This is a genomic window from Pseudoalteromonas sp. HL-AS1 (assembly GCF_031198785.1).
In the GTDB taxonomy this organism is placed as follows: domain Bacteria; phylum Pseudomonadota; class Gammaproteobacteria; order Enterobacterales; family Alteromonadaceae; genus Pseudoalteromonas; species Pseudoalteromonas distincta.
In genome coordinates this window covers 262,834-285,545 of the sequence record NZ_CP133569.1, presented here as the reverse complement: position 1 = coordinate 285,545, position 22,712 = coordinate 262,834, and the positions used below count along the sequence as shown (strand labels likewise).

The window sequence follows — 22,712 nt, the reverse complement described above, 5'->3', positions numbered from 1 at the left end:
TCAGCTTGCTGATCTTTGACCCGACCTGTTCTTGTAAGAACAGACTTAACTGGCAGCTATGCCAAGATTTTACAACATTTAACTGTTGTTCTAATTAGATCCCACTTTAACACTAGCAAACTATAAAGCGTTGAAAGTAAAGAAAAAATCAGATTTTATTTGAACTAAAAGAGTGCATCACTCTATAGCGCAAAAAGGCCGGTGATTAAATAATCACCAGCCCTTGCCTGATTTCTCAGGCAGCGAACTTAGCAAAAGCTAAATTACTTAACCTCAACTTCAGCACCAGCTTCAGTAAGATCTTTTGCAAGTGCTTCAGCTTCTTCTTTAGATACACCTTCTTTAACAGGTGTAGGAGCAGCTTCAACAAGAGCTTTCGCTTCTTTAAGGCCAAGGCCAGTTGCGCTACGAACAGCTTTGATTGCAGAAACCTTGTTAGCGCCAGCGCCAGTAAGGATTACGTCAAATTCTGTTTTCTCTTCAGCAGCTTCAGCAGCTGGACCAGCTACCATTGCAGCTGCAGCAGTTACGCCGAATTTTTCTTCCATTGCTTCGATAAGAGCAACAACGTCCATTACTGACATTTCAGCAATTGCGTCAAGGATTTGGTCTTTAGATACAGACATTACAAATTTCCTAATAATTAACGGACATTAAGTCCAAATAAATTTTACACCGAAAGTGAGATTAAACAGCTTAAAATTAAGCAGCTTGCTCTTCTTTCTGTACACGTACTGCTTCAATTGTTTTACACAATTTGCCAGCAGACGCTTCTTTCATAGCACTCATTAAGCGTGCAACAGCTTCATCGTATGTAGGTAATGTAGCAAGCATTGCTGCATCAACAACATTTCCTTCAAAAGCGGCCGTTTTAAGCTCGAATTTCTCATTCTTTTTCGCGAAATCTGAAAAGATACGCGCAGCAGCACCTGGGTGCTCTGATGAGAAAGCGATTAAGCTTGGACCAACAAATGAATCAGAAAGACACTCAAAATCTGTTCCTTCAAGAGCACGTTTTGCTAAAGTGTTACGGACAACTTTCATCCAAACACCATTTGCACGAGCTTCTTTACGAAGGGCAGTGATTGCGCCAACTGTTACACCACGAGAATCTGCAACAACTGCAGATAGAGCACCATTGGCTGCTTCGTTGACTTCAGCAACTATTGCTTTTTTGCCTTGAAGATTTAAAGCCATGGGTGTTACTCCTGGTTTAATGGGGGTACCGATTATCGGATTCCCCTGTTCTACTCTTCCCTACCAAACAAGGTAGAGATGCTTTTTACGGCGAGAGCCAGAAGGATTAGGAAAAATCTATCTGGGGTCTACACCGTCTACGTAGGTGAATATTAAGGCCGAAGCCACCTACGGTCTTGGACGGAAGCCCAATTTATCGTTAACCCCGAAGGCTTAACGAAATTATGGACTTCAACCCGAATTCTTTACTTTGCGACTAACTAAATTAATCAACAAAATGGCGCGAAATTATAGTACAAATTTCACGCCATGTAAACACTCAATTAAGCAACAATAGTGCTTAAAGTGTTTTGGTCAACAGAAACACCTGCGCCCATTGTTGTAGAGATAGTTACTTTCTTCAAGTAAACACCTTTAGCTTGAGAAGGTTTAGCCTTCTTAAGCGCAACAATTAGAGCTTCAAGGTTTTGTTGTAACTGCTCTGCAGTGAAATCAACCTTACCAATAGTAGTATGGATGATGCCATTTTTGTCATTACGGTAACGTACTTGACCTGCTTTAGCATTTTTAACTGCTTCTGCAACGTTAGGCGTTACAGTACCAGTTTTAGGGTTTGGCATTAGACCACGTGGGCCTAAGATTTGACCTAGTTGACCAACAACACGCATAGCGTCTGGTGATGCAACAACAACGTCAAAGTTCATCTCGCCTTTTTTAACTAGTTCAGCAAGATCTTCCATACCTACTAATTCAGCACCGGCTTCTTTTGCAGCTTCTGCATTAGCGCCTTGTGTGAATACAGCAACACGAACGTCACGACCAGTACCGTTAGGTAGTACAGTAGCACCACGAACGTTTTGATCAGATTTACGAGCATCGATACCAAGGTTAACGGCAACGTCAACACTTTCTACGAATTTAGCTGTCGCTAACTCTTTTAAAAGAGCAACTGCTTCATTGATTTCGTAATCTTTAGTTACTTCCACTTTTTCGCGGATAGTACGCATACGTTTAGTTAATTTAGCCATTTCTTAGTCCTCTACGTTCAAGCCCATCGCACGCGCAGAACCTGCGATAGTGCGAACCGCTGCGTCCATATCGGCAGCTGTAAGGTCAGTTCGTTTTGTCTCAACAATTTCTTCAAGTTGAGCACGAGTTATTGTGCCTACTTTATCAGTGTTAGGACGGCCTGAGCCTGACTTGATACCAGCAGCTTTCTTAAGTAAGTAAGCAGCAGGTGGCGTTTTCATGTCGAACGTAAATGAACGGTCACCGTAAACAGAGATCACTACAGGAACTGGAGCGCCTTTTTCGATAGACTCTGTACGTGCGTTAAACGCTTTACAGAATTCCATGATGTTTACACCGTGTTGACCTAGTGCAGGACCTACTGGAGGACTAGGATTAGCCATACCAGCGGCAACTTGTAGCTTGATTAGAGCTTCAACTTTTTTAGCCATTATAAATACCTCATTTGGTGGGTCTCAGCCTTGTGCGCGCGAGGACGCGTACTCTAACGGCTTCCCAGTTTAAAAATTGGTTTCGTACTTTTTGCACAGTAAAAAATAAATTTTACCTTAATACAAAAAGGCCGCTGATTATAAGTTAATCAGCGGCCTTTTTCAAGCTTCATGCCAAAATTTAAATAAAAATTAGCGAAGCTTTTTTAATCAATTACTTATCTTGCTCAACTTGACCGAATTCAAGCTCAACTGGCGTAGAACGACCAAAAATAAGTACAGATACTTTTACGCGGCTCTTTTCGTAGTCAACTTCTTCAACTACACCACTGAAATCTGCAAATGGACCATCTGTAACGCGTACAACTTCACCTGGTTCAAATAATGTAGCAGGTTTAGGTGCTTCAGCATTTTCTTGTAGGCGATTAAGAATGCGCTCAGCTTCTTTAGGGCTGATAGGAGCAGGACGATCAGACGTACCACCAATAAAGCCCATAACGCGTTCTGTGCTGTTCACTAAGTGCCAGCTTGCGTCATTCATATCCATTTGTACTAATACGTAACCGGGGAAGAATTTACGCTCAGATTTACGCTTTTGGCCAGCGCGCATCTCAACAACTTCTTCAGTTGGTACTAATATTTCACCAAAGCTCGATTCTAGACCTTCGATTTTAATATGTTCAATTAACGTTTGAGCTACACGCTTTTCGTAACCAGAAAAGGCCTGTACTACATACCAACGTAACTTAATTTCTTTGTTCTCGTTCTCATCCGACATGGGATCAGATCTCCAATCCAGTTAAAAAGCCTACAGCGCGGAATAAAATGCCATCTAATCCCCAAAGGATAAGTGCCATAATCACTGTTGCAACCATTACAATTAATGTCGTGTGGGTAGTTTCTTGGCGCGTTGGCCAAATAACTTTGCGTACTTCAATTCGAGCTTCTTTAGCGAAAGCAAGAAAGTTACGTCCCTTAAATGTTTGCGAGGCAATTGCTAATCCGGCCGCTATTGCAACAACAACGCCAATAGCACGTAGTAATACAGATTGATCTGCATACATGTGATTACCAACAACTGCGCCTGCAAGTAGCGCGATTGCTACTAACCACTTTACTGACTCCATCGCACTTGATGGTGTTTCTACATTCGTGCTCATAATATTATTACCTTAACTACAGACACAACAACCCTACACTACGGCAGGGTTAATCCATTAAAATCTAAACTTAAAAACAGACTTAATTTAAACCGGTTTTTAATCTCAGACTACTCAAATAACAAGTAAAACTGGCAGGGGCGGAGAGATTCGAACTCCCAACCATCGGTTTTGGAGACCGCTGTTCTACCAATTGGAACTACGCCCCTGCAAAGTGGATGCCTATTATACTTACGCAGTTCATTAACACAAGCCTAAAAGATACCCACATTGGAAAATCTAATTAATTAATTACATTATTGTTTAAACTGCTAATAATTTAATCGGTTAGATAAACCTACAATCCAAAGATATTGATTATTTCCCTATGGTTTTATAAACGTCACTTAACAAGCTTGAAGCACCAAACCTAAATGTATTTGCTTGCAAATAATCATCACCCATTATTGCGCGTGCTAGCGCTAAATAATCACTAGCATCAGCAACAGTTTTAACACCGCCGGCCGCTTTAAAGCCCACACGTTTGTTTGAGTTTTTAATGGCTGTTAGCATAATTTTTGTTGATTCAAGCGTGGCATTTACAGCCACTTTACCCGTACTGGTTTTTACAAAATCAGCACCGCCTTCAATTGCAAGCTCCGTGGCTTGAGTAATAAGCGCGTCAGTTTTTAGCTCGCCGCTTTCTATTATTACTTTAAGTTGCGCGCGCGACCCACACGCTTTTTTACTTTCGCTTACATAGCTAAGTACAGTTTGAGCATCGCCCGCTATTAGTTTTTTATAAGGAATAACCAAATCAATTTCGTCTGCGCCGCGCTCTATAGCAATAAGTGTTTCGTTAATTACATCACTCAGTGGAGCATCACCCGTTGGAAAGTTAGTAACTGTTGCGACTTTTACGTGGTTAAGCTCACGCGCTGCGAGTGCTATTTTTGCATCATCAACATAATCGCTATAAATACATACTGCGGCAGGCGTACCTAAGGTAGGATTTATGCTATCAACAAGTGCTTGAATGCTTTTGGTGGTATCGCTGGTGTTTAAGCTTGTTAAATCCATCAGTGCGACTGCTAATGCGGCATCTTTTTGGTGTTGTGTCATTAGAGCTCCGTTGCTTATGTAATACCAATTTTATTAAAAAAATAATCATTTTAGCGTATTAAATAACTCACTAACTACGTTAAAAATTATTTATATAGAACAACTATGTATCATAATTTTAGCCTTGTTATTGAGCTATTTTCTTGTCGCTATAATAGATCACTAATTTAATGCAATTGGTATAAGTACAAAATAGAATATGTCTCCATATTAACAAATTAAACCAAACTCGCTATAGCTCATAACCAAACACTATAAGCTGGTTATTTTACTTGTAACTCGGCGCAATCCCTTGTTAACTAGCTCTTAGGCCTAAAAAGCCCACCTATTATAACTTTTGGTTATATCAACTTGGTTTTAATTATTTTTTACTTATTAATAGCCGCTATATTCTGCATATCAGAATAAAGCGTTTTCTTATATTTGAATTTGTTTAGGGGTCTTATTGACGTGCAGTATTTACCTATCTTTACCAAACTCGACAACAAACCAGTATTGGTTGTTGGCGGTGGAGAGGTCGCTTTACGCAAATGTCGCGCGTTTTTAAAAGCGAGAGCAAGCGTTACTTTAGTAGCACCTTGGTTTTGCGACGAACTAAAAGAGCATGCACATAATAATGAAGTAACGCTTATTGATGCTTATTTTGATGAATCGCACCTTGATGGCAAAATGCTTGTTATTGCAGCAACCGACCGCGATGAAGTAAACAACAACGTATTTGAACTTGCCAATGCTCGCAATGTGTTTGTAAACGTGGTTGATGACCAACCTAAATGTACGTTTATATTCCCATCCATTGTAGACCGTGACCCAATTACGATTGCTATATCAAGTGCTGGCACAGCGCCCGTACTTGCACGTCGCTTACGCGAAAAGCTCGAAACTCTTATTCCACATCATATTGGCCCACTTGCAACACTTGTCGGTGGCTTTAGAGACAAAGTAAAAAAACGCTTTAAGCATTTTTCAGACCGCCGCCAATTTTGGGAAGGCGTGTTCGACTCATCTGTTGTGAGTAAAGTACAAACCGGCGATACCCAAGCCGCACAGCAGCAACTAGAGCAAATGCTAGATGCAAAAGCAGAACCTGAAGGCGAAGTATATGTAGTAGGTGCAGGCCCTGGCGATCCAGAGCTTTTAACACTTAAAGCACTGCAACTTATGCAACAAGCCGACGTCGTCGTTTACGACTTTTTAGTCTCTGACGAAATTATGGAACTAGTGCGCCGCGATGCTGACCTTATTTGTGTAGGTAAACGTTTGGGCGATCATAGTGTTGTTCAAGAAGATACCAACCAAATGCTGGTCGACCTTGCTAAACAAGGCAAAAAAGTATGCCGCATTAAAGGTGGTGACCCGTTTATTTATGGCCGTGGTGGCGAAGAAGTACAAGTACTGGCTGCTAACAACGTAAATTATCAAATTGTACCGGGTATTACAGCCGCTGCAGGTTGTAGTGCTTACGCGGGTATTCCGCTAACGCATCGTGACCATGCACAAGCCATTCAATTTGTAACTGGCCACTGTAAAAAAGACGGTCAAGAACTTGATTGGCAATCGCTGGCAAAAGCAAATCAAACGCTGGCTATTTACATGGGCGTAATTAAATCGCCGCACATACAAAGCGAGCTTTTAAAACATGGCCGCAAAGCCGACACCCCTGTTGCCATTATCGAAAACGGTACACGTAAAAATCAGCGTGTAGTAACAGGCCAATTAGGCGAACTTGCCGACTTAATTGAACGCAACAGCATTATATCGCCTGCGCTACTCATTATTGGCGAAGTAGCCGCCCTGCACTCGCAACTAGCGTGGTTTGGGAAAAACGAGCAAACAAGCAGCTTTGCACAGCCGCTAACAGATGTATCAAATACATAACCGAATTTTAAATTTGTAACTTTTAATCATTTTAGTAGGACGACTAACAATGGCTTTAACTCACCTTCAGCAACTTGAAGCTGAAAGTATCAAAATCATGCGCGAAGTCGCCGCTGAGTTTGAGAACCCAGTAATGCTTTACTCTATTGGTAAAGATTCGTCGGTACTTTTGCACTTAGCGCGTAAAGCATTTTACCCTGCAAAAATTCCGTTTCCGTTATTACACGTAGACACCAACTGGAAGTTTCGTGAAATGATCGAGTTTCGCGACCGTATAGCTAAAGAATACGGCTTTGATCTACTGGTACACAAAAATCCAGAAGGCATTGAAATGGGTGTAGGCCCGTTTACGCATGGCTCGGGTAAACATACCGACATAATGAAAACCCAAGGCTTAAAACAAGCGCTAGATAAATACGGCTTTGATGCTGCATTTGGTGGCGCACGCCGCGACGAAGAAAAGTCACGCGCAAAGGAGCGTGTTTATTCGTTCCGCGACAAACACCACCGTTGGGACCCTAAAAACCAACGCCCAGAGCTTTGGAATACCTACAACAGCCAAGTTAATCCGGGTGAGAGCATTCGTGTTTTCCCATTATCTAACTGGACTGAGCTTGATATTTGGCAATACATTTATCAAGAAAACATCGAAATGGTACCGCTTTACCTAGCAAAAGAGCGCCCTGTTGTTGATCGCGACGGTACTTTGATTATGGTTGACGATGAGCGTATGCCTCTTAATGAAGGTGAAGTACCGCAAATGAAATCTGTACGTTTTCGTACATTAGGCTGCTACCCACTTACCGGTGCAGTTGAATCAACAGCCAGTACTTTAACCGAAATCATTGAAGAAATGCTGCTATCTACGTCATCTGAACGTGAAGGTCGTGTTATTGACCATGATTCAGCCGGCTCAATGGAGAAGAAAAAACGTGAGGGGTATTTTTAATGTCTAGCCAAAATAACGATACATTTAACGAAGTAAAAGAAATAGGCATAGACGCCTACCTAGCACGCCAACAAGACAAAAGCTTATTACGCATGCTTACTTGTGGCAGCGTAGATGACGGTAAATCAACATTGATTGGCCGCCTACTGCACGACAGCCACCAAATTTATGAAGATCAGCTAGCAGCTCTTCATAAAGATAACGAAAAAGTAGGTAACGCAGGTGAAGATCTTGACCTTGCTTTATTAGTTGATGGCCTACAAGCTGAGCGTGAGCAAGGTATTACCATTGACGTAGCGTACCGTTACTTTTCAACGGCTAAGCGTAAATTTATTATTGCCGACACACCTGGGCACGAGCAATACACCCGCAACATGGTAACGGGTGCATCAACAAGCGATGTAGCCATTATTTTGGTTGATGCGCGTTACGGCGTACAAGTACAAACTAAGCGCCATAGCTTTATTTGTGACTCGCTGGGCATTAAGCAGTTTGTTGTTGCCGTTAATAAAATGGATATCGTTGATTTTGACGAAACCGTGTATGAAAAAATTAAGGCCGATTACCTTAAATTTGCTGAGCAACTTAACGTATCAAACATTAAGTTTGTGCCTATGTCAGCGCTTAAAGGCGACAACGTAGTAACACGCTCTGCACATACACCGTATTACACCGACAAGCCGCTACTAGAGTTACTAGAAGATTCGCCAGCAGCCGAAACAGATACAGGCTTTGAAGCGCGCCTACCGGTGCAATATGTCGTGCGTCCTAACTTAAACTTCCGTGGTTTTCAGGGCACACTTACATCGGGCAAGATGCACGTAGGCGATGCTATAAAAGTATTACCGTCGGGTAAAACATCAAGCATTAAAGAAATTGTTACCTTTGATGGCAACTTGGACAGCGCCGAAGCAGGCCAAGCAATTACCGTTACCCTAAATAACGAGATTGATATTAGCCGAGGTGATGTAATCGTGCCTGCAAACTCAACGGCCGCTGTTACTAACCAGCTGCAAGCTAAAATTGTGTGGATGCATGAATCGCCATTAGTGTTAGGTAAAAGCTATAACCTAAAACTAGGTAGCAAAAACACCTCAGCTATTGTTAAAAAGATTGACTACACAATTGATGTAAACACGCTTGAGCACGGTACTAGCGACTCATTACAGCTAAACGAAATTGCGATTGTAACGCTTGAACTAACCGAAACTATTTTGGCAGACGAGTACCACAGCAATCACGAAACAGGCTCGTTTATCCTAATCGATCGCTTATCAAACCTAACTGTTGCTGCCGGTATGATTGAGCAAGTACTGCAAAGCCAAACAAAGCAAAGTAACTTTAGCGAATTTGAAGTTGAATTTAACAGCTTAGTACGCAAGCACTTCCCGCATTGGCAAGCGCTTGATATTTCTAAGTTATAAGTTAACTTTAGCCTGTTAGGAATTTAAAAGCATGGTAGAACAGCTCGTTTTAACAGGCATTATGCTTACCTTAGTCGGGTGCCTTTTTGGCACCCGTATTAATCCAGCATGGTTATTTGTAAGCGCTATTGGCACCAGCTACTTAGCAGGGCTAATCGATCTTGAAAGTATGTTGATTAATTATGCTAACCCGTCGCTTATCACCTTAGTACTATTGGTGTTAGTATCGACCGCAATAGAAAAAACCACCCTAATTCAAAAGTTAGCGCAATCGCTATCTAAAGGTAGTTTAGTAAAATCGGTAACAAAATTGGGGTTATCAACCGCCTTTTTATCGTCGTTTACTAACAATACCGCCGTTGTTGCATCGCTTATTACCGCGATAAAAGACAACCCTAATCACTCCCCTTCAAAGCTATTATTACCGCTGTCGTACACTGCTATTTTGGGCGGCACCATTACGCTTATTGGTACATCAACCAACTTAATCGTTAATGGCTTTGCAGTAGATGCGGGAATGGAACCGCTGGGCTTTTTTGACTTTACCTTAGTGGGTTTAGGCGCGCTAAGCGTAGGCCTAATTACCATTTTAGTAATGCTTAAATACTTACCCGACAACGGTAAAAGCGACCAAGAAGTCGTGCCTTTTTACCTAGAAGGTAAAGTACAAGCAAACTCAAAATTAATAGGCCAAACCGTTGAAGAAAACGGCCTGCGTGATTTAAAAGACTTATTCCTTGCTGAAATTATTCGCGACGAGAGCCGCATTTGCGCAGTCACTCCGCAGCAAATTATTCAAAAAGACGACGTGCTGCTGTTTGTAGGTGACATAAAATCGGTGCCATTACTTACCCGTTTTGACGGTTTAAAAGTAGTGCACGAGAATCATCAAAAAGACATAGAACACTTAGTAGAAGTAGTCGTAAGTCAATCTTCAAAATTTATTGGTAAAACCGTAAAAGAAGCCCGCTTTAGAGAGCAGTTTCATGCTGCTGTTATTGCCATTCGCCGTGGACATGACCGCTTACAAGGCGGCCTTGGGCAAGTGCAATTACAAGCTGGCGACTCACTTATACTCGCACCAGGCAAAAACTTTTACACTTTGCCTAATTTAAAGCGCGAATTTGTGTATATTTCAGGGTTTGACTTACAAGCCCACCTTGCACCTAAGCAATCAAATATTGTGCTACTAAGCTTTGCCGCAGTACTGGGTTTAAGCATTATTGGCATAGTGCCGCTGGTTAAAGGCTTATTAGTATTACTGATTGGCTTAATGCTCAGCGGCACCATAAAACTTAACGAAGTAAAACGCCGTTTCCCTATCGAGTTATTGGTGGTTGTAGGTAGCGCCATTGGCCTTGCTAAATTAATGATAGGCACCGGACTTGCCGGGCAAATATCCGACGCCATGTTTATGGTACTTGGCGACTTTGGCCCGTACGGCGCGTTTATAGCTATATTTTTAATGACCGTATTATTTACCGAGCTTATAACTAACAACGCAGCTGCTGCCTTGTCGTTCCCTGTTGCTTACTCGCTCGCGGTTGGTTTTAATGTAGACCCACTACCGTTTATTATGGCGGTTGCCTTTGGCGCATCAGCTAGCTTTATATCGCCATTTGGGTATCAAACTAACCTAATGGTTTATAGCGCGGGTAACTATCGCTTAAAAGATTACATAGTGATGGGCTTACCCCTTTCTATTATTTATTCAATCACGGTATTAACCTTGATCCCGCTGGTATTTCCGTTTTAATACCTGCGCTCACAGCATAAGAGACTCTCACTATGGATGAAAATATAGTTTGGCATAACTACGCAACTACAAAAGCACAGCGTAGTGAGCAAAAAAAACATAAGCCCGCTATTTTATGGTTTACCGGCTTTTCAGGCTCTGGCAAAAGCACCGTAGCAAACGCACTAGAAGCGGCGCTTAATCAGCAAGGTACGCACACTTACCTGCTCGATGGCGACAACGTACGCCACGGTTTGTGTAAAGATCTAGGCTTTAGCGACGAAGACCGCATTGAAAACATACGCCGCGTAGGCGAAACCGCAAAACTAATGACCGACGCTGGCTTGTTAGTACTTACTGCGTTTATATCGCCTTTTAGAGCAGAACGCGACATGGTGCGTAACTTAGTAGACGAAGGCGAATTTATCGAAGTATTTATCGATACCCCACTGGATGTATGCGAAAGCCGCGATCCAAAAGGCTTATACAAAAAAGCCCGCGCTGGAGAGATAAAACACTTCACTGGTATCGACTCAAGCTACGAAGTGCCAAACAATCCAGAAATAATTTTAGATACAAGTAAAAACACCCTAGACCAATCGGTTACACAACTGATAACGTATCTAAAACAAAAGCACATAATATAGGTTAACCCCATGAATCAAACCGAACTGCTAGAAGAAACCCTCATCCTTGCCCGCAAAGCAGGCCAAGCGATAATGGGAATTTACGAAAAGGATTTTAACGTTGAGTACAAAGCCGATGAAAGCCCCGTAACCGACGCCGATTTAGCAGCTCATAAACTGATTGTGGCAGGGCTTCAACAGCTCACACCTGATATTCCAATACTTAGTGAAGAAAACGCCGACATAAGCTGGGATGTACGCCAAACGTGGAAAAGCTACTGGTTAGTTGACCCAATCGACGGCACTAAAGAATTTATTAAAAAGAACGGTGAATTTACCGTAAACATCGCCCTAATTAAAAACGGCATTCCTATTTTAGCCGTAGTAGATGCACCTGCCCTTGGCGTATCGTACTTAGCCGCCGAAGCCATTGGCGCATTTAAAGATAAAGGCGATGAGCGAATTGAGCTTAAGGTAACTACCAAACCTAACAAAGGGTTAATTCGAGTTGTAGGCAGCCGCTCGCACCCATCACCCGATTTAGCCGAGTTTGTGAAACGCTTTGACGAGGTTGAAATGGTGTCTAAAGGCAGCTCACTAAAACTCTGTTTAGTCGCTGAGGGCAGCGCCGATATTTACCCGCGCTTAGGTCCAACTTGCGAATGGGATACAGGCGCAGGCCATGCAATCGCCGAAATAGCCGGTGCTAAAGTGACTAAGCTTGATGGCAGCCCGCTTATTTATAACACTAAAGATGAGTATTTGAATCCGTACTTTGTAGTGAGTGCGGTGGAAGAGTAAGAGCTTCGAGCTGTTAGCCACGAGCAGCTCGGTGTAAACCTAAACACCTTAGGTTGGGTTGGGTTGAGTGGAACGAAACCCAACTTATATACATTCTCATCATTTTAATACGTAAACATAGACATTTAGCATTACCATAAGCAAAAATAATAGCCCATCTGTTTATAAACTAATCTAAAGTTTGCTACTTAAAATATTTATTGCTTTATCTCTTTTATCCTCATCAAAACCTGTATTTATCAATCCCTTCAACCTACCAATAAATATTAACTTCGTCTCTTTATCTAATGAGCTTACCGCTGTAAATATGTTGGACATATCTACATTCAAATCTGTAGACAATACTTCTATTAATATCTTTAGCGATTTTTCGTCTTTCTTATCTTTTAAAAGATCTAAAATAAACTCATATTTTGGGCCTCGAAAATATCTCTTACCTGGTTCACCTGCAGCTCCATTTTCTATTTGGGATATAATACATAGCATTTCATAAGTGACTTCATATTCTAGCAAGTCCAAAGCGATAGATGAAAAATCTTGTTTCTCTAAAACTTCTATAAACTCAGAAGAATTATTACTCTCTGCTTCTCTTTTTATTTCTATAAATATAGCTGAAAGTAAATAAATATCGTTAATCGTAGCGACATCTTTAATCACGCTCTGAAAGTTATCTATATTCAATATTTTTATCACTAGCCTTGTAAAAATCTCTTTAAAGTTCTCAGCATTTTGATATTTATTTTTTTTTACTTCAGTCGAAACATAGTCAAAAAGTACTTTATTAAGGCTTCTATCTGTAAATGACGATGACCTTTTAAATAAAACATCTTTAAAGCGCAGCAAAACTAATTGATAGCGTTCATCACAACACAACTCTTTAGCTAATGCTTCGAGTTCGCTCCCATCACGAATTCTTGAAAATATAGTTTGTTCATTCACCTCTTTTTTTGAAGGGGACTCTTTTATAATTTTTTGCAGGTAGTTAGCATTAGGATCACTAACACCTAAGCTCTGGGTGGGTATCAAAGCCTTATTAAAGCTTAAATGGAATTTATTTAACTCATCTCTATCTTCAAAATTACTGGCATCTTGACTCAATGCCTCTTTATCATTAGTTGATTCTTTATAATCTCTAGTAATTAGCCCTAACATTGTTGCAAAAAACTTAAAGTAAATTGGATCCTCGATCTTCATTACATCTTTAATTATAGGTGTAACATTGCCTGAACCTACTTTCACAAGATAATCATAGCTATTCTCAAATGCACTAAAATAAGTAGGCTTTACTTCCCTTAAAGAACAAGCCATTAAAAAGGATAAAAAGTTCACTTCACCCATCAAATTACCAGGGACCCACGCTTGATCAACTCGTCTTAATATTTTTTTAAGCTGCCTAATTGAAACAATTACTGCTTTTAGAGCATTAACTTCCTTAATAAATAAGTTATTTCTCTTTATCAAAGCTTCTATAAATTCCGAGCGCTTGCAAAATACATGTACCGAATGGCTATCTTCTATTCTATTAGGGTTCAGTACCACTTTAGGCATGTTATTAGATAAAATAATAACTTTATTATGGTGCAATGCCTCTTTAAGACTTACTTGAATAAAGGAATTTATTACCGCTGACAAATCGGCTCGGAGTATATCCTCTCTATAATCAGTCGCTTTTGAAATCACTTCAGCAGCAACCTCATTTTCATTTCCCATTGCAACGATAAAATTGATATGACTCAAATCTCGATTTTTCAATCTATCCAGCAGCGCGGCTATATCATTTAAACGTTTTTCGTTTTCATCGCCTGTTCCGCGATCAACATCTTGTAAGGTAATAAGTAATTTATGGTTTGTTGTGCCAAGAACATCATTAAGCTTTTGAAAACTTCCCTCAATATCAATTGGGCCAGCAAGTAATGTTGAAGCGATTTGAAATACGCTCCCCCCTGATTTAAGCGCTTCGGTATAATGTCTAGGTAAGGCACGAAAAGCACACATATCAATATGTTGGCTTATATCATCAATAATATTGCTCAGTACAATATGGCCAACACTGCCACTTGCAGCGCCCCACGTTGATATATCGCTATGTATCCACACTCCACTTTTTTTAGAGACTGCTTCTAAGTCATTAGCAACAGCGTTAACAATACTACTTTTACCACAGCCAAATGAGCCACATAAAGCAATATGTTGCGCTAAAGGTTGCTGTTGATATTCATCACCACCTTTAAATAAACGGTTATAAATTCGATCTGCATAAACTTGTAGGTCTGGCTCTAAATCACTTTTATGAACAATAGGCCGATCATCAGCAAACCATTTTTGAAAATCTTTTAAACTATTCAGCTCTGGATTTACCTGAATAGTTACATCTTCTTTTTCAGTAATGATGCTTGGCTGTTTACTTTGTCTATATTCATCAAATAATAAGTAAGCTGCCAATATAAAATAGCCAACAGCTAGATAAATGAAAACGTCAAAAGCAGGGACTATATCAGCTAGGTTGACTGCAAAAATGATAAAGGCTGCACTAAGAGCAACCAATACAACAGTAAATATTGGCTTTTTGGTATAAAGCTTTGTTTGATAGATCACGGTTATTAGCATGGCAATAAACGTAAGTGCCAGGTATTTTAAGCTCATAAAACTTCGTGCGTATAACGTAGCTTCATCAAGTTTTGATACTGTCTTTATTACGTACAAAGCAATCAGCAGTAATGACACTAATACAGCGATTGTCACTGGCGGATATCGCCAGTTAAATCCAATACTGCGCTTGGGGTGAGATATATAAAACTTATCAAGCAGCAGCTTTATGCCAATCCCCGCTAAAAATGCGCTACTGTAATGTAGAATTGGATTCGCATTTAAAATAGCGCCTAAACTTGAGTATGCCTTTTGTACAAAACCAACTTTGCTTAAAAATACAGTAATTGTTGCGGCAGTAATTGCGCACAATAAAAGGGAAAGCCAGCGTGTGGCTGTAATAGGGAGAGTTTTAACTTGCGACAACTTAATATCCTTATCAATACGTTACCTAACCAGTGTATATCAATTGAACATTATTGGATAAGCAAGTTTGAGAAATAAAGTCGCCTCTTGGCTTTACCGCTAGAATGACGCTATGGCTTGTTGGGTTTCGCTTCGCTCTACCCAACCTACGCTTTGATATAAAAATGGAGTTTTATTCCTTTAGGTCTTGTTTTGAGTTTAGGGCGAAAATCCAAAAAGAATGTACCGATCTTATTCCTTCTACAACCCTTAACGATTTTGCTGGGCGATAAAAGCAAGCGAGTGCTGATTGAATAAGTCAGGACGCTCCACATTACAAACATGGCCACAATGGTGAATAGTTTGCAGTACGCTATTTTTATGACGCTTAACCATTTCTTTAACAGGGCCAAGGAACATATGATCTTCTTTGCCCATAATGTAAAGAATGGGAATATCAATGTCTTTTTCTTTGAAGTATTGCATTAAAGGATTTACGTCCATGGCTAATTTAAACCATTTTATAAACTCTTTTTGGCACAAGCGTTTTGCTTCACGAACAAACAAAAGTCGAGATTCTTTATGACGCTTTTTCGGCATCATGATAAAAGCAAATAAGCGATACAGCCACATATAAGGCAAGAAGTGTTTAAAAGTATTACCTAAATAAACCAATGTATTACTGCGAGTATTAAAACGAGTAACCGCTCCACCTAGCACCATGCTAGAAACATATTGCGGCGCAATTTCAGCAATATTTCGAATAATAATTGTGCCCAATGAAATGCCAACAAAGTGTGCGCTGGTGATATTGTTATGATCTAACACATCTATAATGTCTTTAGAGACATTATTAAACGAATAATTATTATCAACAAAGTTTTGTACTAAGTTATTCGATTTACCGTGACCACGAAGATCAAGCAACAATACATTATATTCTTTTTTATAAGCCTTAAGCTGACGAAACCAAATTGCCGAGCTACCACCTGCTCCATGGACAAATACAACCCATGTTTTACTGGTTTCGTGCGCAAAAGTAGTATGGAAGAGAATCTCTTTGCTCATTGCAGTTAGTGGCCTATTTACTTCGTTTGGCATATTCAATTGCAGGAAGTATAACGGAGTTTAATAAAAATCTCTTATGAAGTTCAGATCAATGGCTTCTACTTAACAGCTTTTGGGAGCAGATTCTGATTTTTAAATGAAAACCAATAAAAATGACCTTCCCCTATTTTTACGTTATGAAAACCGCCTTCCTCGGCCTTCCTCGGCCTTCCTCGGCCTTCCTCGGCTTTCCTGCTCGCGTGACGCTATAGCGTGTTGGGTTTCGCTCCAACTAACCAACCTACCCCGTACAGTAACTCTATAATGTGGCTTGCCATTTAAGGCTTTTGCTCACTTTTACACCGCTGTTTCGTATTCATGACACTTACCCTTCAATTTGGTCTAATTAATTAGTCTACAAATCCTCTCAAAACATGAAATTTTTAGCTAAAAACTATATTCTTGCGCGCGATTATTATTTAAATAATGGATAAACACACACATGACAACATCTCAAGATGCAACGCTTTCAAATGCATCAACAACAGGTGCACACACACCTTCAAACACACCCACTTCTAAATGGAATCTGCACGATACGCAGTGGACTTTAAGCCTTTTTGGTACCGCCGTTGGTGCGGGTATTTTATTTTTACCTATTAATATTGGCATTGGCGGTTTTTGGCCGTTAATTATTTTGGCATGCTTAGCATTTCCAATGACCTTTTGTGCACACCGTGGATTAGCGCGTTTTGTACTTTCATCAAAAAATAAAGATGCCGATTTTACCGATGTAGTTGAAGAACACTTTGGTGTGACTGCGGGGCGGTTAATTTCTTTATTGTACTTTTTATCTATATTCCCAATTTTGCTTATTTACGGTGTGGGCTTAACCAATACCGTTGATAGCTTTATGGTTAATCAAATGGGGATGGAATCACCTTCTCGCGTGTTGCTTTCGGGTGTATTAGTTGCAGGTATGATTAGCTTAATGATGGGCGGAGAGCGCTTAATGCTGCGTGCCTTTGCTATTTTAGTTTATCCGCTTGTGGGTATATTGTTCTTTTTATCACTTTATTTAATCCCAAGCTGGCAAATGCCAGATATGACACTGCCTGAAATGGGCAGCTTTGGTAAAACGTTGTGGTTATCGATTCCTATTATTGTGTTTTCGTTTAGCCACGCAGCGGCTATCTCAAGCTTTGTAAACGTGCAACGCGGTCACTACGGTGAACAAGCTACACATAAGTCTGAGGCGATTTTAAAGCGCACTAGCTTACTACTTATTACCTTTGTACTGTTATTTGTGTTCTCTTGCGTGCTGTCGCTTACAGGCGAGCAAATGGCCGCTGCTAAAGCCGCTAACGTATCGGTTTTATCCTACCTTGCTAATATTACTGATAACTCGTTTATTGCCACACTTGGGCCGCTTGTTGCATTTATTGCTATTACATCGTCGTTTTTGGGTCACTTTTTAGGAGCGCGTGAAAGCTTTACGGGTTTAGTAACTAAACAAACAAGCTTAAGCGCAAAAGCGGCCGATAAAATTGGCGTACTCATTATGTTTTTAGCTATTTGGTTTTGTGCGGTTAAAAACCCAAGTATTTTAGACATGATGGATCAGTTATCGGGCCCTATCATCGCAATGATCTTATTCATCATGCCAATGATTGCAGTTTATAAAGTGCCTGCACTTCATAAATACCGCAACCGATTAAGCACGCTATTTATATTAGCGGTTGGCTCACTTGCTGTATTTGCACTTATTTACAGCATGATTAATTAATACGCTATATATTCAAAAGCCCAGCTAATTTAATTAGCTGGGCTTTTTTAGCCATAAAAAAATGGCGCTCACTGAGCGCCATTTTTAATTTAATTCGTTGCTATTATTCTGTATCTGGCAGGTTACGGCCATAGAATATTTCTTGCATTTCGCGAGTCAGCTTAGAGCGAATTTCGTCTTCTTCTTCGTCCGATAACTCATCAGTAGAAAGGCCGAATAAATAGGTATTTAAGTCGGTTTCTTTTAACATCATTTTAGTATGGAACAGGTTTTCTTGATACACGTTCACGTCCATCATTTGGTACGCTTCTTTGGTATCTTCTGTCATGAAGTTTTGAATCGAGCTAATAGCATGATCAATGTAGTGCTTAACACCGTTTATGTCGCGGGTAAAACCACGAACGCGGTAGTCAATTGTTACTACGTCTGATTCAAGGCTATGAATTAAGAAGTTTAACGCTTTAAGTGGCGAAATAATGCCACAAGTAGACACTTCAATATCAGCACGGAATGTACAAATACCATCATCAGGGTGAGCTTCTGGGTATGTGTGTACACAAATGTGGCTTTTATCTAGGTGCGCAACAACTGAATCAGGTAATGGGCCTGGTGCTTCGTCAGCATCGTAATTTTGCTGCTCTTCTACTGGTTCTTCTGAAACCAAAATAGTGACACTTGCGCCTTGCGGTTCATAATCTTGGCGCGCTACATTTAAAATGTTAGCACCAATAATATCAACAACTTCACCTAAAATGTCGGTTAGTCTATCTGCACTGTACTGCTCATCGATATATTCAATATATTCTTTACGTTGTTGCTCGGTCTTTGCGTAACAAATATCATAAATACTAAAGCTTAAACTTTTGGTTAAATTGTTAAAGCCATGAAGTTTAAGTTTATCGAAGGGTTTGTTCATAATAAACCAACCTATAAATTAGTGGGTTCTGCACCTGCAGAATGAAAAGTTCGCGGATTTTATACGAATTTCCCTCGTGGAAAAAGCGTTATTTTGCTTGATCTTGCACAACTTCGTGGCTATGCGTAATTTCTACTGTTTTATCAAGCATTAATGCAACTGAGCAATACTTTTCAGCAGAGAGTGAAACGGCGCGTGCAAGGTGCTTTTCAGACACATTATTGCCTTTAACAACAAAGTGTAAGTTGATTTTGGTAAACACACGTGGGGCTGTTTCGGCGCGCTCTGCACTTAGTTGTACTTGTACATCTGAAAAATCTTGTTTGGCTTTTTTTAAAATACTAACCACATCAACTGATGAACAACAGCCAACTGACATTAAAACCATTTCCATTGGGCTTGGTGCTGCACTATCGCTGCCGCCATCAAACACAACATTGTGGTTAGAATTAGAACGACCAATAAACGTATCGCCTTCAACCCATTTTACATTTGCTTGCATTGTTATATCTCAAAAAATATTTTCTTGATTGTAAGCAAGTTAGCCGTAGTTGCAAATGAAAATGCAACGCAGGGCTATAAAATGACTAAGATTGTTGCGTTAAAGCGCTATCAAAGAGGTTTTTTACTAAACCTGCAAATTCATCTATAAAGGCATGCTGTTCAACCGTGACAGGCTGTGAGGTGATGCTGCTGAGGACTTCTTCTAAATCGTAAACAATGCCATCAACTTCGCGTACAATTTGACTACGCTGCTCTGTGTTGAGGTTTGTGTGCTGCTCGCAAATAAGCATCACATTTTGTGCAATAACGTCTTCGATTAATTCCATTACTGTTGGGGCACCTGGTTTTATTTCGCCTGGCTTCTCAAACAATGCTAAATTTTGAGTTAGATACATGATCAAATCATCGTACCCTTGCCTATCTAAAACCATTTTTGTACCACCTTTGTATAATTAATTATTTTTGATTTAAGCAGAAAGCGCTGTTGATTGCTAGCTTTGCGCGTTAGCAATACAAAAAAAGCAGCCGAAGCTGCTTTTATAATAATTAAGTAGTATTACTACTTAATCTATTTTTAAGCCTGGGCTTAGTGTTGCTGGCATAGCTACTTTTTCAAGCTCTACCGAAGCAACTGGGTATGCACAGTAATCGGCTGCGTAATACGCACTTGCTCTGTGGTTGCCCGATGCGCCAATACCACCAAACGGTGCTGCGCTTGATGCGCCAGTAATTGGGCGATTCCAGTTAACAATACCTGCACGAATACGACGTAAGAAATGGTCGTAATCTGCTGCACTGTCACTTAATAAACCAGCCGATAAACCAAAGGTTGTATCGTTTGCTTTATCAATGGCTTGGTCAAAGTCGTCAAAGCGGAACACTTTTAAAAGTGGTCCAAAATGCTCTTCATCTGGGAAGTCACTAATATTTGTACACTCAATAATACCTGGTGTTACAAAGCCAGTATTAGCTGTGTGCTCAAGTTCTACTAATACTTCACCACCAAGCTCAACAAGCTCGTTTTGCGCTTTAACCATGCCTGCAGCTGCAGCTGATGAAATCATAGAGCCCATAAATGGCTGGTCTGCATCGTCATAATTACCTACTTTAATCGCTTTAGTTGCTGTGATTAAACGCTCCAGTATCACATCACCTTTGCTACCCGTTGGTAAAAATAGTTTACGTGCACACGTACAACGCTGGCCACTTGAGATAAACGCTGATTGAATAATATCGTGAACAACCGCTTTAGTGTCTTCAACATCAGTAATAATAAGTGGGTTATTACCACCCATTTCTAGCGCTAAAATTTTGCCCGGTTGACCCGCAAACAGTTCATGTAAAATATGACCAGTACGCGAAGAACCCGTAAAGAACAAGCCATCAATACCTTTGTGAGCAGCAAGAGCTTTACCCGTTTCTACTTCACCCTGTACAAGGTTAATGACACCTGCTGGTAAACCTGCTTTTTCCCACAGTTTAAGCGTAAGCTCAGCTACTTTAGGAGTAAGTTCAGACGGTTTAAACACAACCGTGTTACCTGCTAAAAGCGCTGGCACAATGTGGCCATTAGGTAAGTGACCTGGAAAGTTATACGGACCAAATACGGCTACAACACCATGTGGCTTATGACGGATCATTGCACGGCCAAGTGGCATTGCGTTTTCTACGTCGCCAGTGCGCTCTAAAAATGCTTTTTCAGAAATGGCAATTTTACCAACCATAGCACCCGCTTCTGTGCGAGTTTCCCACAGTGGCTTACCTGTTTCTTGTGCAATAGTAATAGCGAGCTCTTCGCTGTTTTCTTTTAATTGCGCTGCAAATGCTTTAATTATTTCTAAACGCTCAGTAAAGCTTTTATCAGCCCATGCATAAAACGCTTCGCGCGCTGCATTTACTGCGGTGTCTACTTGCGCCGCAGTTGCCGATGAAGCCTGCCAAATAACGTCGTTATTTGCAGGGTTTACTGAATTAAATTCTGTGCCTTGGCCTTGTGACCATTGACCATTAATAAATTGTGCAGGATGAGTCATATACTTTCTCCTAAATTAAATCGTGGTTGCACTAACAATATCGCCAGTTTGCAAATGCAATGCATCTGCTACTTCTTGCGATAAAATAAGGCTTTTTGCGCGCTCGTCAAATGTCATTGGTGCAACGGTTGCTCTAAAATCTTCAAGCTTTTCGTTAGCTAGTAACACCATGGTGTCGCCAGTCATTTCGCCAATTTCAACGTTAAAGTTATTTGCATTACGAATCGTCGCAATGTTATCTACTTTTGCTTCAACCGTTGGGCCGCCGTCAAAAATGTCTACGTAGCCATTAAACGTAAAGCCTTCGCTTTTTAATAACTCGATTGCTGGGCGTGTGTTGTCGTGTACTTTACCTATTACGGCTTGCGCATCTTTACTTAGCAAATTTACATAAATTGGGTATTTAGGCATTAGTTCAGCAATGAAAACCTTTTGGCCAATACCTGTTAGGTAGTCGGCTGTTGGAAAATCCATTGAGAAAAAGTGCTCTTCAAGCCACTGCCAAAAAGGGCTACTGCCATTTTCGTCAGACACACCGCGCATTTCTGCAATCACTGTTTGTGCAAAACGCTCTTGATGCTGCTTTATAAACATAAAGCGCGCTTTTGAAAGTAGCTTACCGTTACAATTTTTACGATAGCCATCTTTTAAAAACAATGTGCAAAGCTCTGTAGCGCCTGTGTAGTCGTTACATAGCGTTAAAATATCAACCGCTTTGTATACGTCTAATGTGCGCGAAGAGTGAATCACTTTACTTAAGTGATAATGATAAAATGCATCATCAAGCCCTACAGCAGCTTCAATTGCAGACGTACCTACAACATCACCGGTTTCGCTATCTTCAAGAACAAACAGGTAGCCTTCGTCACCGGGTTGTGACGTTTGCTTAGCAAATGAACTTACAGAATGGTCTATTTTCTTTTGCAATAGTTCTTCGTTTAATGGCAAAGACGTAAAACCATGCCCAGATTCGTGGGCAATTTTCAGTAATGCTGAGTAATCATTTTGCTGGATTGGGCGAAGGATCATCATGAGTCCGCTTGCTCCCTTATAAATAACGGTAAATAGGAATTGCAGGGCAAGCGGTGCTTGCCCTTAATTGGT

The 22,712-nt window shown here is 40.5% G+C and carries 21 protein-coding genes and 1 tRNA gene; 7 read left to right on the top strand and 15 right to left on the bottom strand.

Annotated features, from left to right (window positions below; translation table 11 throughout):
- Positions 1–263 precede the first annotated feature (263 nt).
- The 8 genes from rplL to deoC form a co-directional block, all read right to left on the bottom strand.
- On the bottom strand, positions 264–626 hold the full coding sequence (rplL, locus tag RB214_RS01370) for a 50S ribosomal protein L7/L12 (protein WP_002958882.1): 363 nt from the start codon (positions 624–626) through the stop codon (positions 264–266).
- Positions 627–702: 76 nt separating this feature from the next.
- Entirely contained in the window at positions 703–1,197 is a 495-nt protein-coding gene (rplJ, locus tag RB214_RS01365) for a 50S ribosomal protein L10 (protein ID WP_002958881.1), read from the bottom strand.
- A gap of 323 nt (positions 1,198–1,520) precedes the next feature.
- Positions 1,521–2,225, bottom strand: a complete 705-nt coding sequence (gene rplA, locus RB214_RS01360) for a 50S ribosomal protein L1 (protein ID WP_002958880.1) — start codon at positions 2,223–2,225, stop codon at positions 1,521–1,523.
- Positions 2,226–2,228: 3 nt separating this feature from the next.
- Positions 2,229–2,657 carry a 50S ribosomal protein L11 gene (gene rplK, locus RB214_RS01355; protein WP_024603865.1) on the bottom strand — a complete coding sequence of 143 codons (429 nt, stop codon included), beginning with the start codon at positions 2,655–2,657 and terminating at the stop codon, positions 2,229–2,231.
- A gap of 214 nt (positions 2,658–2,871) precedes the next feature.
- Entirely contained in the window at positions 2,872–3,435 is a 564-nt protein-coding gene (gene nusG, locus RB214_RS01350) for a transcription termination/antitermination protein NusG (protein WP_002958878.1), read from the bottom strand.
- A gap of 4 nt (positions 3,436–3,439) precedes the next feature.
- Entirely contained in the window at positions 3,440–3,817 is a 378-nt protein-coding gene (secE, locus tag RB214_RS01345) for a preprotein translocase subunit SecE (RefSeq protein WP_002958877.1), read from the bottom strand.
- A 132-nt stretch (positions 3,818–3,949) separates the two neighbouring features.
- Positions 3,950–4,026, bottom strand: a tRNA-Trp gene (locus RB214_RS01340).
- 148 nt (positions 4,027–4,174) lie between these two features.
- Positions 4,175–4,918 carry a deoxyribose-phosphate aldolase gene (deoC, locus tag RB214_RS01335; protein ID WP_024603864.1) on the bottom strand — a complete coding sequence of 248 codons (744 nt, stop codon included), beginning with the start codon at positions 4,916–4,918 and terminating at the stop codon, positions 4,175–4,177.
- 450 nt (positions 4,919–5,368) lie between these two features.
- Here deoC and cysG point away from each other — a divergent pair, with 450 nt between their 5' ends.
- Genes cysG through cysQ form a run of 6 tightly spaced genes read left to right on the top strand, consistent with a single transcriptional unit; the run spans position 5,369 to position 12,331 of the window.
- Positions 5,369–6,796, top strand: a complete 1,428-nt coding sequence (gene cysG, locus RB214_RS01330; protein ID WP_024603341.1) for a siroheme synthase CysG — start codon at positions 5,369–5,371, stop codon at positions 6,794–6,796.
- Between the two features lie 49 nt (positions 6,797–6,845).
- On the top strand, positions 6,846–7,745 hold the full coding sequence (gene cysD / locus RB214_RS01325) for a sulfate adenylyltransferase subunit CysD (protein WP_182193684.1): 900 nt from the start codon (positions 6,846–6,848) through the stop codon (positions 7,743–7,745).
- Positions 7,745–9,169 carry a sulfate adenylyltransferase subunit CysN gene (cysN, locus tag RB214_RS01320; RefSeq protein WP_024603862.1) on the top strand — a complete coding sequence of 475 codons (1,425 nt, stop codon included), beginning with the start codon at positions 7,745–7,747 and terminating at the stop codon, positions 9,167–9,169. Before cysD ends, cysN begins: the two co-directional genes overlap by 1 nt.
- Before the next feature lie 31 nt (positions 9,170–9,200).
- Positions 9,201–10,925 (top strand): SLC13 family permease, encoded by a 1,725-nt coding sequence (locus RB214_RS01315; RefSeq protein ID WP_309168045.1) that lies wholly within the window; start codon positions 9,201–9,203, stop codon positions 10,923–10,925.
- Positions 10,926–10,957: 32 nt separating this feature from the next.
- Positions 10,958–11,551: an adenylyl-sulfate kinase gene (cysC, locus tag RB214_RS01310; protein WP_002958870.1), complete on the top strand. Its 594-nt coding sequence runs from the start codon at positions 10,958–10,960 to the stop codon at positions 11,549–11,551.
- Positions 11,552–11,560: 9 nt separating this feature from the next.
- Complete coding sequence (cysQ, locus tag RB214_RS01305; protein WP_182193688.1) at positions 11,561–12,331, top strand: 3'(2'),5'-bisphosphate nucleotidase CysQ; 771 nt, start codon at positions 11,561–11,563, stop codon at positions 12,329–12,331.
- Between the two features lie 174 nt (positions 12,332–12,505).
- Here cysQ and RB214_RS01300 read toward each other — a convergent pair whose 3' ends face one another.
- Both RB214_RS01300 and RB214_RS01295 read right to left on the bottom strand, forming a co-directional pair.
- Positions 12,506–15,343, bottom strand: a complete 2,838-nt coding sequence (locus RB214_RS01300) for a hypothetical protein (RefSeq protein WP_309168041.1) — start codon at positions 15,341–15,343, stop codon at positions 12,506–12,508.
- 249 nt (positions 15,344–15,592) lie between these two features.
- Complete coding sequence (locus RB214_RS01295; protein ID WP_007580097.1) at positions 15,593–16,390, bottom strand: alpha/beta fold hydrolase; 798 nt, start codon at positions 16,388–16,390, stop codon at positions 15,593–15,595.
- 481 nt (positions 16,391–16,871) lie between these two features.
- On the opposite strand from RB214_RS01295, the gene RB214_RS01290 reads away from it, so the two are divergent.
- Complete coding sequence (locus RB214_RS01290; RefSeq protein WP_024603811.1) at positions 16,872–18,155, top strand: aromatic amino acid transport family protein; 1,284 nt, start codon at positions 16,872–16,874, stop codon at positions 18,153–18,155.
- 103 nt (positions 18,156–18,258) lie between these two features.
- Here the strand turns inward: RB214_RS01290 and speD are convergent, their stop codons facing one another.
- The 5 genes from speD to astA form a co-directional block, all read right to left on the bottom strand.
- Positions 18,259–19,071, bottom strand: coding sequence for an adenosylmethionine decarboxylase (gene speD / locus RB214_RS01285; protein WP_024597058.1), 813 nt, complete (start codon positions 19,069–19,071; stop codon positions 18,259–18,261).
- An 88-nt stretch (positions 19,072–19,159) separates the two neighbouring features.
- Positions 19,160–19,573 (bottom strand): OsmC family protein, encoded by a 414-nt coding sequence (locus RB214_RS01280; RefSeq protein WP_002958863.1) that lies wholly within the window; start codon positions 19,571–19,573, stop codon positions 19,160–19,162.
- 85 nt (positions 19,574–19,658) lie between these two features.
- Entirely contained in the window at positions 19,659–20,006 is a 348-nt protein-coding gene (locus RB214_RS01275) for a DUF3802 family protein (protein WP_007580087.1), read from the bottom strand.
- Positions 20,007–20,138: 132 nt separating this feature from the next.
- On the bottom strand, positions 20,139–21,608 hold the full coding sequence (astD, locus tag RB214_RS01270; RefSeq protein WP_309168035.1) for a succinylglutamate-semialdehyde dehydrogenase: 1,470 nt from the start codon (positions 21,606–21,608) through the stop codon (positions 20,139–20,141).
- Between the two features lie 15 nt (positions 21,609–21,623).
- Positions 21,624–22,640 (bottom strand): arginine N-succinyltransferase, encoded by a 1,017-nt coding sequence (gene astA, locus RB214_RS01265; protein WP_002958860.1) that lies wholly within the window; start codon positions 22,638–22,640, stop codon positions 21,624–21,626.
- Positions 22,641–22,712: the final 72 nt, after the last annotated feature.

What these genes read in the sequence shown, in the direction of transcription:
- rplL (WP_002958882.1), bottom strand. Translation starts at nt 626, where the DNA reads ATGTCTGTATCTAAAGACCAAATCCTTGACGCAATTGCTGAAATGTCA.
- rplJ (WP_002958881.1), bottom strand. Translation starts at nt 1,197, where the DNA reads ATGGCTTTAAATCTTCAAGGCAAAAAAGCAATAGTTGCTGAAGTCAAC.
- rplA (WP_002958880.1), bottom strand. Translation starts at nt 2,225, where the DNA reads ATGGCTAAATTAACTAAACGTATGCGTACTATCCGCGAAAAAGTGGAA.
- rplK (WP_024603865.1), bottom strand. Translation starts at nt 2,657, where the DNA reads ATGGCTAAAAAAGTTGAAGCTCTAATCAAGCTACAAGTTGCCGCTGGT.
- nusG (WP_002958878.1), bottom strand. Translation starts at nt 3,435, where the DNA reads ATGTCGGATGAGAACGAGAACAAAGAAATTAAGTTACGTTGGTATGTA.
- secE (WP_002958877.1), bottom strand. Translation starts at nt 3,817, where the DNA reads ATGAGCACGAATGTAGAAACACCATCAAGTGCGATGGAGTCAGTAAAG.
- deoC (WP_024603864.1), bottom strand. Translation starts at nt 4,918, where the DNA reads ATGACACAACACCAAAAAGATGCCGCATTAGCAGTCGCACTGATGGAT.
- cysD (WP_182193684.1), top strand. Translation starts at nt 6,846, where the DNA reads ATGGCTTTAACTCACCTTCAGCAACTTGAAGCTGAAAGTATCAAAATC.
- cysN (WP_024603862.1), top strand. Translation starts at nt 7,745, where the DNA reads ATGTCTAGCCAAAATAACGATACATTTAACGAAGTAAAAGAAATAGGC.
- RB214_RS01315 (WP_309168045.1), top strand. Translation starts at nt 9,201, where the DNA reads ATGGTAGAACAGCTCGTTTTAACAGGCATTATGCTTACCTTAGTCGGG.
- cysC (WP_002958870.1), top strand. Translation starts at nt 10,958, where the DNA reads ATGGATGAAAATATAGTTTGGCATAACTACGCAACTACAAAAGCACAG.
- cysQ (WP_182193688.1), top strand. Translation starts at nt 11,561, where the DNA reads ATGAATCAAACCGAACTGCTAGAAGAAACCCTCATCCTTGCCCGCAAA.
- RB214_RS01295 (WP_007580097.1), bottom strand. Translation starts at nt 16,390, where the DNA reads ATGAGCAAAGAGATTCTCTTCCATACTACTTTTGCGCACGAAACCAGT.
- RB214_RS01290 (WP_024603811.1), top strand. Translation starts at nt 16,872, where the DNA reads ATGACAACATCTCAAGATGCAACGCTTTCAAATGCATCAACAACAGGT.
- speD (WP_024597058.1), bottom strand. Translation starts at nt 19,071, where the DNA reads ATGAACAAACCCTTCGATAAACTTAAACTTCATGGCTTTAACAATTTA.
- RB214_RS01280 (WP_002958863.1), bottom strand. Translation starts at nt 19,573, where the DNA reads ATGCAAGCAAATGTAAAATGGGTTGAAGGCGATACGTTTATTGGTCGT.
- RB214_RS01275 (WP_007580087.1), bottom strand. Translation starts at nt 20,006, where the DNA reads ATGGTTTTAGATAGGCAAGGGTACGATGATTTGATCATGTATCTAACT.
- astD (WP_309168035.1), bottom strand. Translation starts at nt 21,608, where the DNA reads ATGACTCATCCTGCACAATTTATTAATGGTCAATGGTCACAAGGCCAA.
- astA (WP_002958860.1), bottom strand. Translation starts at nt 22,640, where the DNA reads ATGATGATCCTTCGCCCAATCCAGCAAAATGATTACTCAGCATTACTG.